The organism is Pseudarthrobacter sp. J47 (assembly GCF_049810315.1).
Classification (GTDB): domain Bacteria; phylum Actinomycetota; class Actinomycetes; order Actinomycetales; family Micrococcaceae; genus Arthrobacter.
The window spans coordinates 694066-710956 of record NZ_CP187358.1; the positions used below are offsets into that span (position 1 = coordinate 694066).

Consider the following 16891-nt stretch of genomic DNA (forward strand, 5'->3'; position numbering starts at 1 on the left):
CGGGGTACAGGCCGGGGGCGGACTGGCGGGAGAAACCAGAACACCCCCGGTCAGTGACCGGGGGTGTTCGTTGGCGGAGACGGGGGGATTTGAACCCCCGGTGGAGTTTTGCCCCACACTTCATTAGCAGTGAAGCCCATTCGGCCGCTCTGGCACGTCTCCAATTGCTATTCCTAGCCCACCAAGAATACGCAGAACGTGGCAGGCAGTGCAAAACGGGCCGTTTTGCCTCAGGAAAGCCTGCCGGGGTCAGCCTTCGACGGCGGTGATCTCGTTGGGGACGCCGGGCAGTTCTTCGGACGTGGTCACCTTGCCGGTGGCCAGGTCCACGGCGTGGAGCACCTTCTTGGCGGGGTCAGTTACGTAGGCCGTTCCTTCCAGGACGGTGAGGGCCGGGTGCGGGTCCTGCCACTCGGCTGGTCCTTCCCAGGCGTCCACAACGGGAACGGAGTTGGTGATCGCTCCGGTGGCCGGGTCCAGCGTGTGCAGGGAGCCGTCCGAGGCCAGGAGCAGGATTTCGCCTGCCGGTCCACGGGCAACGTCCCGCCAGGTGTATTCGACGCCCTCGGGCAGCTCAACAACCTTCATGGTTTTCGCGGCGGTATCAATCAGCGCGAGTTCGTGGAGCAGGTACCCTTCCGAATCGGGGTCGGAGTTGTAGTCGCCCACGGCGAGGGTGCTGTCCTCTGTGACGTAGGCGTTGCCCATCCGGCCGTACTCGTCCGGGGCGGTGATCTTGGTGATGGTCCCGGCGTCGTAGACCAGCACACCGTTGTTGCATCCGAACACCACTACCTCGTTGGCCGCAGTGCCTTCGCCGTGGACGGAGGGGCACTCGTCGTTGCGGGCGGTTTCCTTGCGGTCTGCGTCCAGCACTCGGATGCCTGAGCGGCTCTCCGAGTTGCCCACGGTGGTGAGCAGGGTGTTGTCCTTGAGCAGGATCGAGACGCCATGGTGGGCCTCGTCGGCTGGTACCACCTCGGTCTTGGGCAGGCTGGTGCCGCCATCGAGCAGGTCGTCCGATTCGAAGATGGTGGTGTCGCTGGTGCCGTCCGCGTACAGGATGGTCTTGCCGCCGTGCCGCACCACGTGACCGGCAGCGTCAGCCTCGAAGACCAGGTCGGTGAGTTCCGGCGTCGCCAGGTCCAGGACCTGGAAACCTGCGGTGGTGGTGACCATGGCGTGGCGGCCGTCTCCGGCAGGGTTGAGCCGGTTGAAGCCCTCAATGGGCAAGTCTCCGGTCAGCGCCAGGGATTCGCCGTCGAGGACTGCAATGCCGCCGTCGTACGTCAACGCCACGCGGGGCCCTGAAGCCGCCGGTGCCGTGGAGGTGGCGGGTTCCGCCGTGCCCGGAGAAGTGCCGGCCGCGGATCCGCAGGCGGAGATCATCAGCACGGAGGCCGTGACGGCGGCGGCCAGGCCCAGCGGGCGCAGGCGTTGCAGGTGGGGTGATGAAGCGTCTTTCATGGGTTCCTTCTGGTTGGGGCCGCTCATGGCGAGAGGCCGGTGGCGATGCGTTCGGTATTGGTGCGCATCATGGTGAGGTACGAATCTGCGCCCTCACCGGGGGCTGTCAGGGACTCTGTGAAAAGTTCGACGACGGCGACGTCCAGGTTGGCGCCGTCCGCCAGTGCTTTGACCAGGCGGTCCGGCTGGGAGGCTTCGGCGAAGATGGTGGACACCCTGGCTTCCTCGATGGCGCTGACCAGGTCCCGGAGGTCGGAGGCGCTGGGGGAGGCCAGTGTTGTGCCGCCGGGAATCACGGCGCCGATCACGCGGAAGTCGAACCTGTCCGCCAGGTAGCCGAACACGTGATGGTTGGTCACCAGGTTCCGCCGTTCCGCGGGGATGGCGGCGAAGGAGGAGCTCATCAGGGCGTCGAGGCCGGAGAGTTCGGTGCGGTAGGCGTCGGCAGTTGATCCGAGGGCTGCGGCGTCGATGCCGGGGATGGCTGCCACGCTGCCTTCCAGCCCGTCCACTACAGCCACCATGCGCGCCGGGTCGGTCCAGAAATGCGGGTCTGCCGCGCCCTGGTCGTCTTCGGAAGCGCCGGACTCCGTGCTGTAGGCCAGGGGCTCGATGGCATCGCCGGCTACAAACACCGGCACGTCATCTGCCTGCGCACCGTCAACGTGCTGCTGCAGCCCTTCCTCCAGGCCGAGCCCGTTGGCAACAATCAGGCCCGCGGAGCGCATGGTCGCCGCCTGCTGGGCGGAGATTTCAAAGGAATGCGGATCAGCGTTGGGCTGCATCAGCGTCACCACCTCTGCCTGGCCGCCCACCATGTTCTGCACCACGTCGCCCAGGATGTTGGTGGTCACCACAATGACGGGCCGGTCCGCTTGCTGCGGGGAACAGCCGGCCGCGGCAAGGGCAGTGAGGAGAAGCCCGACGGCGGCACCCGCCAGGGGGAAGGTGCTGCGTTGTGTACGGGGCTGGCGCATCCGGGTCACCGGCCCGTCACCGTGAAGAATTGGGGAGCAGCAGGCGTTGGGAAGGTCCGTGCCAGCCTGCCGCCGTCGGCAAAATCAATCTCGTACAGCTTCTGTTCCGCCGGCGCATTGAGGTAGGCCCGCTGCTGGTCGGTCACCAGTTCCACGCCGGCCAGCAACTCCGGATCGGCGACTGTTTCCGGCAGCAGGGGCTCGGTTGTGGAGAGCGTTTCGCCGGTCTCCGCGGACAGCACCAGCACCCTGCCGTCGGCGGACAGCGCCACGACGTGGCCCTTCTTGTCGTCAACGGCGGATACCTGCAGCAGGGGGACGTCCGTGCGGATCAGCTGCCAGGCACGCTTGCGGGTGTTCAGCAGCCAGGCGCCCTCGGTGCCGGCCACTGCGGCAACGGTGGGACGGCCTTCCCGGGCCCGGAACACGGAGGCGCGGGCCTCCGCAGCAGGGCCGGTGACGGCGCCTTCCGGGTACGGGATGTGTTCAAACCCGACAGCGCCATCCGTCACCGTGGCCAGGACGGCGCCGTCGGCACAGCCAATGACCACGCCAACCGCCGTGGTGATGGTTCCGCGGGCATCAGGACACGCCTGGACGGCGCCGGGTACAGCGGCCCCGGAGCCGTCGTGGACCTGCACGCTTCCGGCCGTGCCGCTTGCCGTGCCGTCAGTTCCCGGGACTGTTGCCAGCGCGAAGTCGCCCAGCGGCACCACCATGCCCTGGTGGGGTTCGCCGGCAAGCTCCACGGCCCGCCGGACTTCGCCCTTGGCCAGGCCCGCGTTATCCAGCAGCATGCCTTCGCCGGTCTCCGGGAAGAACACCCCGGTCCTGGCAGAGCCTGGGGCAACGACGGCCGCGCCGTCACCCTCCACCGTCCCGACCAGCCTGGACGAGGAACGGTAGTAGTGGAAATGGTCCTCGTGGTCCCAGGTCCAGGTGCCGCTGTCCAGGATGGTGAGGGTCCCGGCATCCGCCGAGGAGGCAAAGATATAGCGGCCGTCCGTGCTGATGGAATCCGTCTCAGCCAGCGTGCCGGCCTCTTTGGTGGATTCATCGGCCAGATCCAGCATGGTGGTGGCTCCGGCCGGATCAATGGTAAGCAGATGCAGCTGCGGTTCAGCGACTTCGCTGGCCCCCGCTACGGTGCCATGGCCGTCACCGGTGGTGCCGCCGTCGGGCGTTCCACTGCCGGGGGTTCCGGTGTTGGAGGCGCCGGCGCCTGCCGGAACTGAACACCCCGCGAGGGCGAGGGCCAGTAAGGCTACGGAAAGACTGAGGACTTTAGGCGTTTGCACTGACTGCTTTCTGGGTTGGTGATTCTGAAGGCTGGAGCGGCCGGATGAACGGCCGGAGGCTGGAGCCGATAAGGCTGGAAAGTGCCGCGAAGGCAACAGCCGCGAGTGCGATGGAGGGGCCTGCGGCAGTTCCGAAATACCAGGAGACCAGGAGGCCGGCCAGGACTGCGGCCGCTCCAAAGACTGCCGCCACGCCCATGGTGGCCGGGATACGCCGGGTCCAGACTGACGCAGCCACAGCTGGTGCCAGGAGGAGTCCCAGCACCAGGAGCGCCCCTACGGCCTGGTAGGAGCTGACGATGGCGAGCGTCACCAGGCCCACCAGGAGAACCTGGGCGAGGCGCGGACGAAGCCCCATCACCTGGGCAACCCGGGCATCGAAAACCAGGGCAACGAAGGACCTGTGGAAGATGGACGCGACGGCGAGGGTCACCGGCAGCGCCCAGGCAAGAAGGGTCAGTCCGGGGGTGTCGATGGCCAGGATGTCGCCGAAGAGGATGGCGGTGGCGTCGGTGGCGAAGCTGCGGGAATGGGAAATGATGATCACGCCCACGGCGAGCATGCCGACGAAGAAGAGCCCGATGCCCGTGTCATGGGACAGCTTGCCGCGGCGTGCCAGGAGGCTGACCCCCAGGCTCATGATGATGGCGCTTCCCGCCGCCCCCAACACGACGGGAATGCCGGTCATCGTTGCCACGGCTACGCCGGGAAGCATGCCGTGGGCCATGGCCTCGCCCAGGAAGGCCATGCCGCGGATGACCACCCACGTCCCCACGACGGCGCAGATCGCAGCGCAGAGGATGCCGCCCAGCAGGGCGTTGAGCATAAAGCCCGAGGTGAAGGGCTCGAGGAGGAAGGTCACAAGCGACCATCCTAGACGTTAATGAGACTCGTTCTCAAAATGCTAGGCTGGGGGTATGCTTCTGCTCTCCACCACTGCCGCCGAATCCAAGTCCGCCGGATCCAGGTCCGCCGAATCCTTAGCTTCCGCCCCCTTGGCTCCTTTGGCCGATGCCGCCCAAACCCCGGAGGCGCTGGTCCTTCGCGATGTCTGGTTCGACCACGACGGAGTCGACGCACTCTGCGGGGTCTCGCTGGCGGTTGAGGCCGGAACGGTCACTGCCGTGGCGGGGCACAACGGATCCGGCAAGTCCACGCTGCTGGGCGTGATGGCGGGACTCCTGTCCCCACGGCGCGGCACCGTTGAGCGGCCGGAACGGCTCCGGACCGCGCTGGTGGTCCAGCGGAGCGCGGTGTCTGACCGGATGCCGCTGACCGTCCGGGACGTCGTCACCATGGGCCGGTGGGCGCACGCCGGACTGTGGCGGCCGCTGCGGGCAGGAGACCGGAAGATCATTGACGCCAGCCTGGAACGGGTAGGCCTTGCCGGCTTCGGGAACCGGCCGCTGGGCTCGCTGTCCGGCGGGCAGCGGCAGCGCACCTTCCTGGCACAGGGCCTGGCCCAGCAGGCGGACCTCCTGCTGCTGGATGAACCAACGGCAGGGCTCGACGCCGACTCCAAGGAAAGAATCGCGGCCATCCTTCTCGCCGAAAAGGACAGGGGCGCGACGATCGTCTGCGTCACCCACGACGAAGCAGCCATGGGTGACGCGGACGCCGTCGTCAGGTTGGACGCAGGGCGGGTGGTCGCCTAAGCAGCCCCCGCCCCTCCCTGCGCCGCCCCTCCCAACTGACTGGCACTAGACGTCGTGAAAACGCGAAATGGGAGCGTTAAATGTCAGTCAGTTGGGAAGACGGGAGGGATCAGGGGTGGCCGGCCAGCACCCGCCACAGGAAGTGCTGGCTCCGGGCCTGGAGCGCGGCGGCCTGCCGGTTGTCCGAGGCCCCCGCGTGCCCGCCTTCCAGCGCTTCGTGGAACCAGACGTTGGGAATGCCCATGGCCTGCATGCGGGCCGCCATCTTGCGGGCCTGCACCGGACCCACCCGGTCATCGGACGTGGCGGTCCAGATGAATGTCTCCGGGTACTCCACACCGTCCCTGAGCAGGTGGTACGGCGAGAAAGTCCTGATGAACTCCCACTGCTCCGCCACGTCCGGATCGCCGTACTCGGCCATCCAGGAGAACCCGGCGGAGAGTTTGGTGTAGCGGCGCATGTCCAGCAGCGGCACCCCGCAGGAGATGGCGCCGAACAGTTCCGGATACTGCGTGAGCATGTTGCCCACCAGCAGCCCGCCGTTGGAGCCGCCCACGCAGCCCAGCCGCTGGGGCGAGGTGACGCCCCGGCTGATCAGGTCCTTCGCGACGGCGGCAAAGTCCTCGTAGGCGCGGTGCCGGTTTTCCTGCAGCGCGGCCCGGTGCCAGGAGGGCCCGTATTCGCCGCCGCCGCGGATGTTGGCCACAACGTAGACCCCGCCACGGGAGTAGCCGGACGCGCTGTCACCAGCTGAGTCCCCGCCTTCCACGCCGTCAACCATCACCGGTTCGGTGCGCCGTTCCAGCCAGGCCCGGCCGATCGCGCCGCTGTAGGCCGGGGTCCGGGAAATCTCGAAGCCGCCGTAACCGGAGAGCTGCGTGGGGTTCTGGCCATCCAGCACCAGATCCCGCGGAGCCACCTGGAAGTACGGCACGCGGGTGCCGTCCGCGGAGATGGCAAAGTGCTGTTGGACCTCGTACCCGGATTCGTTGAAGAACGACGGCGAGGTCTTCACAACTGCGTGGCTGCTGGTGACGCCGTGGTCACCGCCGCCGTGGTCACCGGAAGCCGAACCCGAAGAACCGGAAGCGCCGTAAGCGCCGGCCGACAACGTCCCCCGCATCAGGGTGCTGGGCGTGGTGAAGCCAGTGGCCACCAGCCAGAAGTCGTCGCCGGCTCCTGCCTCGTCCTCGTCGTCGACTGCGTAGGCGTTGACGTCGTGCAGCGGCGGGCAGGCATCCAGCAGCGAGGAAGCCCAGCCGGAGGCGGGGTCCAGGACGCGGATTTCCGAGGAGACGTCGCGGAGCAGGTTCAGCAGCAGGTAGCTCCGGGTCCAGCTCCAGGACTGCAGCGACGTTGCGGCATCCGGGGTAAACAGCACTGTGAGTTCGCCGCCGCCGGCCAGGTAGTCCTCGAATCCCGCGGCCACCAGCGAACCGGCCGGATAGGTGGTGGCGCCTACGGTCCAGGTACCCTGCGGGCGGAACAGCAGCCAGTCGCGATGGGCGCTGACGTCCACGTCGGTGGGCGCGTCGATCAGCACCCACTCACCGTTCCGCAGCACTGCGGTGGTGCGGTTGAAGAAGTCGATGCAGTCCACGGCGAAGGTCCGCTCAAAACCCGGCGTGGAATCGTGGGCCACCATGCCCATCATGTGGTCCTCAGGCACCTCGAACAGGCGCGGTGCCGTGGCCAGCGCCTGCCCGCGACCCAGTCTCACGGTGGTGCGGGCATAGGAGGACGTGGTGCTGGGCAGGCCCTCTGCCGTAGTGGATACCAGCAGGGTGTCAGCGTCCAGCCACGCGATGGTGCCCTTCGCGGTGGGGATGTCGAAACCGCCGTCCGCGGGGTCAACAAAGGTGCGGGTGACGACGTCGAACTCGCGGTAGCGGTTGGCGTCACCGCCGTCGGGCGACAGTGCCAGGATGGCGTTGCGGTGCGGTTCCCCGGGGGCGGGGCGGAGGAAGGTGGCGCCGTGGAAGACCCACTCCGTACCTTCGGCGGCCGCAAGGGCGTCCACGTCCAGCAGGATTTCCCACTGCGGTTCGTCGCTGACGTAGCTCTCCCAGGTGGTGCGCCGCCACAGGCCCTTGGGGTGCCCGCCGTCTTTCCAGAAGTTGTAATAGTGGCTGCCGCGCTTGCCCACCATCGCGATCCGGTCCGTGGAGTCCAGGACTTCCAGGATCTCGCTTTCCAGCCCCGCGTAGTCGGCGTCTTCGAGCAGTTCCTCGGTGCGGGCGTTCTGCTCCCGGACCCAGGCGAGCTGTTCCTCGCCGTAGATGTCTTCCAGCCAGATGTTCTCGTCGAGGGGTTCCGGGGCGGTTGCGGGGGTTGTCCCCGGGCCCGCGGCGGGCGTGGGATCAGCAGCAGTGGTGGTCATCCTCCATCAGAACAACACTTTTGAGGGAACAGCAAGTCAAGCTCCGGAAGGGGAGGGCGCCGCGGGCAGATACTCTGGTAGCCGTGGAAATATCGCAGAGCATCAGGACGGCCATCATCGGGGCGGGGCCCCGTGGCACCAGCGTCCTGGAGCGGCTGCTGGCCAACCGTGCGGCGGAAGCTGCTGCGGCCGGCGTTTCCCCCGGCGCGGAATCAGTGCTCCCTCCGCTGCATATCGACGTCGTGGATCCCTACCCGGCCGGGCCCGGGCACGTGTGGCAGCCGGAGCAGTCGCGGCTGTTCCTGATGAACACGCAGTCCTTCTACCCCACGCTCATCCCGGAGGATCCGGCGCTCGCGGCTCCGGTTGCCGGCACCACGTTCGACCGTTGGCGGACCGCGGCCAGGACCACCCCGGATGAGTCCCTTACCGATGCCGAGCGGGAGGAAATCGCCACCCTCGAGGCCACCGATTTCCCTAGCCGCGCACTCTACGGCCGCTACCTGCAGCGCACTCTGGACCAGCTGCTGCAGCACCTGCCCGACGGCGTCACGCTCACCTTCCACCGGCAGTCCGCCGTCGCCGTCCGCCGTACCAAAGGCGGGGAGTTCGACGTCGAACTGGAGGGCGGCGTCACCCTCACCGCCGGTTCCGTGGTGCTCGCCCTGGGCCACGTTGAGTCGCAGCTGAACCCCGAACAGCGCGCCCTGCAGCAGGCAGCCGCTGACCTGGGCACCAGGTATTTCCCGCCCGCGGCGCCGGCGGACGTCGACTGGTCAGCCGTGCCCGCGGGGGAGACGGTGCTGGTGCGCGGCATGGGGCTGAACTTCTTCGACGCAATGGTCCAGCTGACCATTGGCCGGGGCGGGAAGTTCGTGGGCAGCGGCAGTGCCATGGAATACCTGCCCTCCGGTGACGAACCCCACCTGGTTGCGGCGTCCCGCCGCGGCACGCCGTACCGGGCCAAGGCCACCCTGAAGGGCTACTACCCGGAATCGGTCACCCTCAGGTACCTCACGCCGCAGGCCTTGGAGCGGCTGGCAGTGGCCGGCATCCGTCCGGGCTTCGACCACGATCTTTGGCCGCTCCTGCACCGCGACGCCATCTGGGCGTACTACTCCACGCTGGTCCGCTGCCAGCCCACCGCCGTCACCGCGCCGGAAGTGTTCCTGGACGAGCTCGCCGAGGCCCTTCGCCCGCACGCCCATTCCGCGGCCAAGTGGGAGGACGCCGTGGAAGCAGCGCTGGAAATCCATGTTCCCCGGCGCTACCGGTTGGACCTGCGCGGGCTGGCGGCGCCGTTGTCCGGCCGGCAGTTCGGGTCGCGTGCGGACCTGGACCGCGCAGTCACCGAGTACCTCCTGGACGATGCCTTCCGCTCCGCCCGCGGTGAGGACGATCCGGTCAAGATGGCCATTGGCGCGCTGCACCACGGCCGGGCGGTCCTCAAGTCCGCGGTGGCCGACGGCGGCATCACCGAGGCGTCCTGGGTGTCCGGCCTGCGGGGCTGGTTCGAATCGTTCGTCGAAGGCCTGGCCAGTGGTCCGCCGGCCCTGCGCGTGGAGCAGTTGGCCGCTCTGGTGCGTGCCGGCGTCGTAAGTTTTGTGGGACCGGACCCCAAGTTCAGCGTTGACCGGCGCACCGGTATGTTCCAGGCAACCTCGCCCTGGGTGGATGCGCCGCCGGTGCTGGCCCGCACGCTGGTGGAGGCCCTGGCGCCCGCCAACCGGGTGGCAGTGAACGCCTCGCCCCTGCTCCGGCAGCTGCTGGACGACGGCCTGGTCCGCTCGCGCCTGCTGATGACACCGGAAGGTGTGCCTGTGCAGTCCAGCGGCCTGGACGTGGTGCCGCACCCGTACCGCCCCGTTGGTGCCGGCGGCTCCGTGACCGGGGGCCTGTACGTTCTGGGCCTGCAGCTTTCCGCGAACCAGTGGGGAACGGCCATTGCTGCGGAGGCGATCCCTTCCCACGGGCCGGTGTATCCCAGCGGCCAGCGCACCCTCCGCGATGCGGACGAGATCGCCCGGGCTGTCCTGCAGCACTGACAAACACCGACGCGGACACAAAATGGAACTGCCCTCCCCGAAGCTCCGGGGAGGGCAGTTTCCTTGGTTCGCCGGCAGACCGGCTGGGTGCTGACTGATCAGCCGCGCAGGCACTTCGCGTAGGCGTTGAGGGCCTTGACGTACTTGGCCCAGGCCTTGGCGTCCCACCACTTCTCCGGTGCAACAGGCTTGGTGCACTGGGGTCCCGGCGGGGTGGCCGCTGCTACAGTCACCGCAGTCTTGATCACGGTGCCGGATTCGACAGCGGTGAGCACCAGGGTGCCCGTTCCCGCAGCCGCTGTGGCCGGCACCGCGAGGTTTACGGTGGCGGCGCCACTGGATACCGGTACCGAACCGAGCTGCGTGGGAGTGCCGGCGGCGTCCGTGAACGTTGCCGTCAGTGAGGTGTTCACCGGGCTGCCCAGGGAGGTCAGGTCCAGCTTGGAGACCGCCAGCGTGATGGGCTCGCCGGGCTTGACCTCTGCTGCAGTGGTGTTGGTGACAGCCACTGAGCGGCGGGCGAAGTCCGGGGAAACCGGGCTGCTGGCCTTCAGGTAGCTGATCCAGGCATCGCGGTCCACCAGGCCCGAGTCCCGGGTGTCAGTTCCCTCGGTGAAGATCCGGAAGTTGTCGCCGCCGGTGGCCAGGAAGCTGAACGTGCCCACCCGGTAGGGCCTGGCGGGATCGATCAGTTCACCGTTGATGCGGATGGACGTGATCCGGTCACCTGCGGCGCGGGCGGCGTCGTAGGTGTAGTTCACGTTCTTGGACAGGCCCAGCTGGAGGTAGGCGCGACTGGGAACCGTGCCGTCCGCCAGGGTCTGCCACTGCTGCTCCAGCAGGGTCTTGAACTGGGCGCCGGTCAGCGTTGTGGTCCAGAGATTGTTCACGAACGGCAGCACAGCGTTGGCTTCGGCGTAGGTGATGGAACCGTCCGGTGCGTACAGCAGGTCGCTGCGCAGGCCGCCGGGATTGACGACGCCGATCTCCGCGCCTCCCAGCTGTGCCGGCTGCAGGGTGGACACCAGGGAGTCCGCCACCAGGTTGCCCAGGGTGGATTCGCTGGAGCGGTCATCCCGCTGGGGAAGGCCCGTGACTGGGTTTACCGAGAAGGCGGTGGTGATGTCCTTGGTGACGGAACCGATCTTTTCGTTGCCCACTACCGCTGCAGCGTCCGTCGCCTTCTTGACGATGTCGGCGACGGCGGCAACCCGCGGGTAGGCGGCGATCAGGTCCGCTGCCGGTTCGGTGGTGCGCTTGACGTTTCCAGCGCTGTACGCGGTCACTTCCTTCGTGGCGGTGTCCACGGTGAGCCGGATCTGGCCGATGTGCTCGCCGTAGCTGCCGGTCTGGACGATGGGGCGGGTTTTGCCTTCAACGCCGGGAACCGGAGCGTCCCACGAGTACTCCTTGTGGGTGTGGCCGGTGAAGATCGCATCCACGTCGGCGGACGTTTCGGTGACCAGTTTCGCGAAGGGTCCGCCGGCTGCCACTTCCTCCTCCAGGGTGGCGCCTTCCGGCGTACCCGAGCCGGCGCCGTCGTGGTTCTCCACCACAATCACGTCAGCAAGGTTCTCCGCCGTGATCCTGGCTGCCACCCGGTTGATGGCGTCCACCGGATCGCCGAACTCAAGGTCCGCGATGCCGGCCGGCGTCACCAGCGAAGGCACCTCCTGGGTGACGGTGCCGATCACTGCCACCCGGACGCCGTTGAGGTCCAGGACCGTGTACTCCGGCAGGGCGGGAGTGGTGGTGCCCTTGGTGTAGACGTTGGCTCCCAGGTAGGGGAACCGGGCGTTGCTGCCCCCGGCGATCACACGGTCCGTCAGGTCAGCAAAGCCGCCGTCGAACTCATGATTACCGACGGCGGACGCCTTCAGTTCCAGCGCGTTCAGCACATCGATAGTGGGCTGGTCCCTGGCAACGGCCGAGGCGAACAGCGAAGCACCGATGTTGTCCCCGGCGGACAGGAATGCGGTGGCTCCCGGCGCCGCGGCTGCACGCAGTTTCTCCACGGTGCCGGCAAACAGGGTGGTGTTGGAGTCGATCCTGCCGTGGAAATCGTTGATGTTCAGCAGGTTCAGTTCCACGCTGGCGGGAGTGGCCTCCAGGTCCAGGCCCACCACCACGGGATCGTGGTCGCTGGCGCGGTACTGGTCAGCGGCGTAATAGTTGGTGACGTTGTTGTTGTAGCGGCTGTATTCCAGCGCCACTGACTCCACGGAGTTGATGTTCCAGATGTCCGCGCCGGTGACGTGGGCATCTGCTGCGGGGGAGGCCAGGATGTGGTCCAGTGAACCCACCAGGCCGCCGAACAGATAGGAGTGCTTCGCGGATCCGTCAGCGTTGTGCGCCTTTTCGTCCTGGTTGACGTAACCTGCGGAGGCGAAGACGTTCATCGGGTCCTCCTTGGCGTAGGCGTTGAAATCGCCGATGAGGAACACCTTATCGGTGCCCTTGCTTGCCTGGAGGTCATTGGCGAATCCCAGCAGGGACTGCGCCTGCGCGGTGCGGGCCAGGTTTGAGGCGCCCTGCCCCTTGTCCGTGTCCTCCGGGGTTGCGGCGGAGCCCTTGGACTTGAAGTGGTTGGCGATCGCGATGAAGCTCTTGTCCTCGCCCGCGCCCAGCGGCTTGAAGACCTGGGCCAGCGGCTTGCGGGCCGTGGCGAACGCCGCGGTGTCGTTGTGGATGACGGATTCGCCCACGGTTTCCACCTTGGCGGCTTTGTAGATGAAGGCGGTTCGGATCATGTCCTCGTCGCTGAGCGGCGGGGCGTTGGCGGGGGAGGGAACGAAGCTCCAGACGCCGGGTGTGGCGACGTTGAGGGCGTCCACCAGCTTGGCCAGGGCATCGTCACGGTTCTTGCCGAACTGTGCCGAGTTCTCGATTTCCATCAGGGTCACCACGTCCGCACCGGACTTGGTAATGGCGGCGACGATCTTGGCCTGCTGGCGCTCAAAGTTCTCAGCGTTCGCGGCACCGCGGGCGTTGCAGCCGGACTTCACCGTGATGGGGTTGCCTGCGCGGTCGTAGTAGAACTCGCAACCGGGCAGCTGGTCACCGGTGGTGGGGAAATAGTTCAGAACGTTGAAGGACGCTAGCTTGATGTTGCCGCCCACTTCTGCCGGTGCGTCGGTGCGGGTGGCGCCGAAGCTGGCCGGCTGGACCGTCGCTGCGTTGCCGGCGTTCAGGTGGGTCAGCGGCTGGAATTTCCAGGAGTTGTTGCCGTAGCCCAGCACCACGTTGGTGGTGAAGGTAACCGGCGAGCCTACGCGGACCGGGTCCGTGGCGGTCAGGTACGGCAGGACCTCGGCCTTGGTGGCGGCGTCCTTGAGGAAGTTGGTGCTGGAACCGTCGTCCAGCTTGATGCCGCGGGCAGCGTTCTCCGCCACCGTTGCCGTGTATTCGGCGGAACCATACGGCGCGACGGCGGTGGGCTGGACCAGCGGGGTGGTTCCGCCGGCCAGGCCGATTTCGCCGTACTGGTTCAGGGAGTAATTGTCCGTGACCGTGAGCGGGCCCTGCGGTGCAAGGAGCACGGCCTCGAGGGTTTCGCGGACGGTTTCCACAACCGGCAGGGTGAAGTTGGTGGGCTTCACTTCCGGGGCGGCCTCCGCCAGCTTGGTCAGGCCGGTGGCGGCCGTGACGTTGACCTGCGTCATGCCGAAGTACTCGGAAACGGCGCCGGTCACCTCCACGTAGTCGCCGATCTGGACCGCGGCAGCAGTGGTGGGGGAGTAGACAAAGACGGCGTCCGAAGCGGCGCGGGCGGCGGGGTCCAGATCTCCGCCGGTGCCGGGGGTCTGGATGTAGTAGCCGTCCAGTCCACCGGTGGGGAAGGCCGCCGTGACCTTGCCACGCGTGATGACGTTGGTGCCCACCAGGGGGCTGGCCGTCCCGGTGCCCTGGATCTCGGCAATCGTCTTTGGCGTGGCTGTGGGGTCAGGTTCAGGTTCCGGGGTGACGACGCCGCCGGACGGGGTGGGAGAAATGGTGGCACTGAGCGTGAAGTCCGCTGCGTTGTTGTTGCTGTCCGCGCCGTTGGTCCGGTTCAGGCTCTTGACGTCCGTGTTCCCGGCGGGCGCGGTGGCTGCCTGGGTTTCGAACGTGTTGGACGTGCCGTAGCCCAGGAGGTCTGCCACGTTCTCCGGTTCAACCACGGAGCCGGTGGCAAGGGTGAGCGCCGTTGCCTGCCTGGCCAGGACCAGGGTTCCCGCGGATCCGCTGGGGTTCAAGGCACTGGAGGTGAGGTCCGGCGTCGGAAGTGCTGCGCCGGTGGTTCCGTTGCTGCCGCCCTGGACCAGGTAGTGGCCCTTGGCCGGGATGGAGCCGCTGAGGGCGACGATGCCCGTTGGTGCGGCGGTCCCGGAGGCCGAACGGTACTGCACGGACCAGCCGTCCAGCGGTACTGCGGTGTCCGAGGAGTTGTAGAGCTCCACGAACTTGTTCTTGTAGGCCGCTCCGGCGCTGCCGCCGCTGAGGTAGGCCTCATTGATGACGACCGGCGACGTTCCTGCCGTTGTGGCCTCCACGGCGACCGCGGGGACCGCGGCCAGTGGCGCTGCGATGAGACCCGCAGACAGTGCTGTGCCCAGCGCCAGTTTCAAAGGTGAATAACGCATCTGCTCCGACTTTCATTGAGGTGCCCCGGTAGGGACGTGACGGATAAGCGTCCGGGGGTTTCGCAGCAGGAGCGGCCCGGACTTTACTTGTGGTCAAGTAATGCCCGGGTCATCACAGCAGCCCTGAATGAACACAGGGTTGACGGCACGTAATTTTGGTAAGACGCTCCCCAGCAGGTGCCTGCCGCGCGGACAGCACAAAGACTACCGGCCGGTAGCCTTTTGCAAGGCGACCGGCCGGCATGTCATTCGAGTATTTACGCGGCGGAAACAGTGCCGCGGCGTGGCGGTTATTCCGGAGTGTTTTCGCCAACGATCTTGAACATGGCGCCGGTGGGGTCGTTCAGCGTGGCGACGCGGCCGAACGGGGAGTTTTCCGGCCCGTCCAGCACGGTGGCACCCATGGCGACGGCGCTGGCAATGGTGGCATCGGCGTCGGCCACTGCGAAGTAGACGGCCCAGTGCGAGGGGATCTCTTCGGGAAGGTAGCCGGAGGCGTCAATAATGCCGGCCTGCGCGGTGTCATCCTTGCCCAGGGTGGTGTACCGGAGGTCGGGGGAATCGCTCATCACGTCCGTCTGCCAGTTGAAGACGTCCTGGTAGAACTTGACCGCGGCGTCGTAGTCCTTGGTGTGGAGTTCATGCCAGGCCGGAGCGCCGGGTTCGGCTGCAACGCCAAAGCCGGGCATGCCCTTGGACTCCCAGATTCCAATGGTCGCGCCGCTGGGGTCCGCCACGAATCCCATCACGCCCTGCTCCGGAACCTCCATGGGCTCCATGAAGACCTGGCCGCCGCTGGCCTGGACGGTGGCCGAGGTTGCGGCGGCGTCATCTGACTTCAGGTAGGTGGACCACATGTCCGGCATGGCCTGCTGGTCCTCCTGCTTGGCCATAATGCCGCCAACGTTCTGCCCGTTCCTGGTGGCAACAATGTAGCCGCCGTACGTTTCCTGGTCTCCCTCCTGGAATTCCCAGCCGAACAGCTGGCCGTAGAAGTCACGGGACTTGGCGGTGTCGGACGTCATGAGATCGATCCAGCAAGGTGAGCCCGGCTTGAGGTCGGGAGTTGGCATGGTGTTCTCCTGTTTCGGGGCGGCGCCTGCCGCTGTTGTGGATGGTCCGGGTACAACACGACTGAGACTATGCGCGGGCACTGACACTTTCAATGGTTCCGCAGGTCAATGGGCAGTTAAACGAAAGAGGCCGGTCCCGCCCATCTTTCGATGAGCCGGACCGGCCTCGCCTGCGCAAACTCTGCGCTCCGCGGAAGGTAAGAGATTCGAACTCTTGGTACGGGGTTACCGCACACTGGTTTTCAAGACCAGCTCCTTCGGCCGCTCGGACAACCTTCCCTGCCTAGTAGTGTTTCATAGGCACTCGGCAGTCACAAAAAAGGGGCGGTCGGGGTGCCGGTGCACACTAGTTTGGTAAGCCAGTTCGGAAAATCGGGAGTCGTCCATGAAAGCTGTCTACATTTCACGTCCCGGCGGCCCGGAAGGCCTTGAGGTCCGCGAGGTCCAGGCTCCGGTTCCGGGGCCGGGCGAGGTGCTGATCGACGTCGTGGCTGCCGGCCTGAACCGCGCGGACGTACAACAGCGGCTGGGGCATTACCCGCCTCCGCCCGGCGCCTCGGAGGTTCCGGGCCTGGAGGTTTCCGGCAGGATTGCCGGGTTTGGGCCGGACGTGAACAAGCCGTTCTCCGTGGGTGACAAGGTGGTGGCCCTCCTGGCGGGCGGCGGCTATGCCCAGCAGGTTGCCGTTGCTGCGGAGCAGGTGGTCAGGATTCCCGACGGCGTTGACCTGGTGACCGCCGCGGCCCTGCCTGAGGTTGCGGCTACTGTCTATTCAAACCTGATCATGACGGCGCAGCTGCAGCCGGGCGAGACGGTGCTGATCCACGGGGCCACGGGCGGCATCGGCACCATGGCCATCCAGCTGGCGAAAGCCTGGGGCGCGAACGTGGCTGCCACGGCCGGCAGCGATGAGAAAACCAGCACCGCCAAGGCATTCCTCGGCGCGGACATCGCCATCAACTACAAGGAAGAGGACTTCCCGGAAAGCCTTCGCGCGCAGAACGGCGGCAAGGGCGCGGACGTGATCCTGGACGTTGTGGGTGCCAAGTACCTTGCCCGGAATGTGGATGCGCTCGCGGACTACGGCCGGCTGGTGGTGATCGGCCTGCAGGGCGGCGCCAAGGGTGAACTGGACCTGGGCCAGCTGCTGCGCAAGCGGGGAGCCGTGATTGCCACGGCACTGCGGCCCCGGCCCGTGCAGGAGAAGGGCGTCATTATGAACGCCGTCCGCGAATCGGTATGGCCGCTGGTCACGGACGGCCGGATCAGGCCGCTGGTGGACAAGACTTTTGCGCTGGACCAGGTGCAGGCCGCCCACGAATATTTCGACGGCGGCGACCACGTTGGCAAGATCCTCCTGGTGATGTAAATACT

Annotated in this window: 10 protein-coding genes and 2 tRNA genes; 3 read left to right on the top strand and 9 right to left on the bottom strand. The window is 66.9% G+C overall.

Annotated features, from left to right (window positions below; translation table 11 throughout):
* Nucleotides 1–71: 71 nt before the first annotated feature.
* From ACPJW8_RS03205 to aztB, 5 genes are all read right to left on the bottom strand, one after another.
* Nucleotides 72–162: transfer RNA gene (locus ACPJW8_RS03205), tRNA-Ser, on the bottom strand.
* 87 nt (nt 163–249) lie between these two features.
* On the bottom strand, nt 250–1467 hold the full coding sequence (gene aztD, locus ACPJW8_RS03210; protein WP_330188232.1) for a zinc metallochaperone AztD: 1218 nt from the start codon (nt 1465–1467) through the stop codon (nt 250–252).
* A 23-nt stretch (nt 1468–1490) separates the two neighbouring features.
* On the bottom strand, nt 1491–2444 hold the full coding sequence (gene aztC, locus ACPJW8_RS03215) for a zinc ABC transporter substrate-binding protein AztC (RefSeq protein ID WP_330188233.1): 954 nt from the start codon (nt 2442–2444) through the stop codon (nt 1491–1493).
* A gap of 5 nt (nt 2445–2449) precedes the next feature.
* Entirely contained in the window at nt 2450–3742 is a 1293-nt protein-coding gene (locus ACPJW8_RS03220; RefSeq protein WP_330188234.1) for an ABC transporter, read from the bottom strand.
* Nucleotides 3729–4604, bottom strand: coding sequence for a zinc ABC transporter permease AztB (aztB, locus tag ACPJW8_RS03225; RefSeq protein ID WP_330188235.1), 876 nt, complete (start codon nt 4602–4604; stop codon nt 3729–3731). The genes ACPJW8_RS03220 and aztB overlap by 14 nt, the downstream gene beginning before the upstream one ends.
* 55 nt (nt 4605–4659) lie before the next feature.
* Here aztB and aztA point away from each other — a divergent pair, with 55 nt between their 5' ends.
* On the top strand, nt 4660–5397 hold the full coding sequence (gene aztA / locus ACPJW8_RS03230) for a zinc ABC transporter ATP-binding protein AztA (protein WP_330188236.1): 738 nt from the start codon (nt 4660–4662) through the stop codon (nt 5395–5397).
* 109 nt (nt 5398–5506) lie between these two features.
* On the opposite strand, the gene ACPJW8_RS03235 is transcribed toward aztA, so the two are convergent.
* The gene (locus ACPJW8_RS03235) at nt 5507–7777 is read right to left on the bottom strand and encodes a prolyl oligopeptidase family serine peptidase (protein WP_330188237.1); all 2271 of its coding nucleotides are present in this window, start codon (nt 7775–7777) and stop codon (nt 5507–5509) included.
* An 83-nt stretch (nt 7778–7860) separates the two neighbouring features.
* Here ACPJW8_RS03235 and ACPJW8_RS03240 point away from each other — a divergent pair, with 83 nt between their 5' ends.
* Nucleotides 7861–9822, top strand: coding sequence for an FAD/NAD(P)-binding protein (locus tag ACPJW8_RS03240; protein ID WP_330188238.1), 1962 nt, complete (start codon nt 7861–7863; stop codon nt 9820–9822).
* 98 nt (nt 9823–9920) lie between these two features.
* Here the strand turns inward: ACPJW8_RS03240 and ACPJW8_RS03245 are convergent, their stop codons facing one another.
* The 3 genes from ACPJW8_RS03245 to ACPJW8_RS03255 all read right to left on the bottom strand — a co-directional run bounded on the left by ACPJW8_RS03245 (nt 9921) and on the right by ACPJW8_RS03255 (nt 15796).
* Nucleotides 9921–14444 carry an ExeM/NucH family extracellular endonuclease gene (locus ACPJW8_RS03245; protein ID WP_330188239.1) on the bottom strand — a complete coding sequence of 1508 codons (4524 nt, stop codon included), beginning with the start codon at nt 14442–14444 and terminating at the stop codon, nt 9921–9923.
* Between the two features lie 290 nt (nt 14445–14734).
* Nucleotides 14735–15517, bottom strand: coding sequence for a VOC family protein (locus ACPJW8_RS03250; protein WP_330188240.1), 783 nt, complete (start codon nt 15515–15517; stop codon nt 14735–14737).
* Between the two features lie 191 nt (nt 15518–15708).
* A tRNA-Ser gene (locus tag ACPJW8_RS03255) sits at nt 15709–15796 on the bottom strand.
* A gap of 106 nt (nt 15797–15902) precedes the next feature.
* Between ACPJW8_RS03255 and ACPJW8_RS03260 the strand changes: the two genes are divergently transcribed.
* Entirely contained in the window at nt 15903–16886 is a 984-nt protein-coding gene (locus ACPJW8_RS03260; RefSeq protein WP_330188241.1) for an NAD(P)H-quinone oxidoreductase, read from the top strand.
* Nucleotides 16887–16891 lie beyond the last annotated feature (5 nt).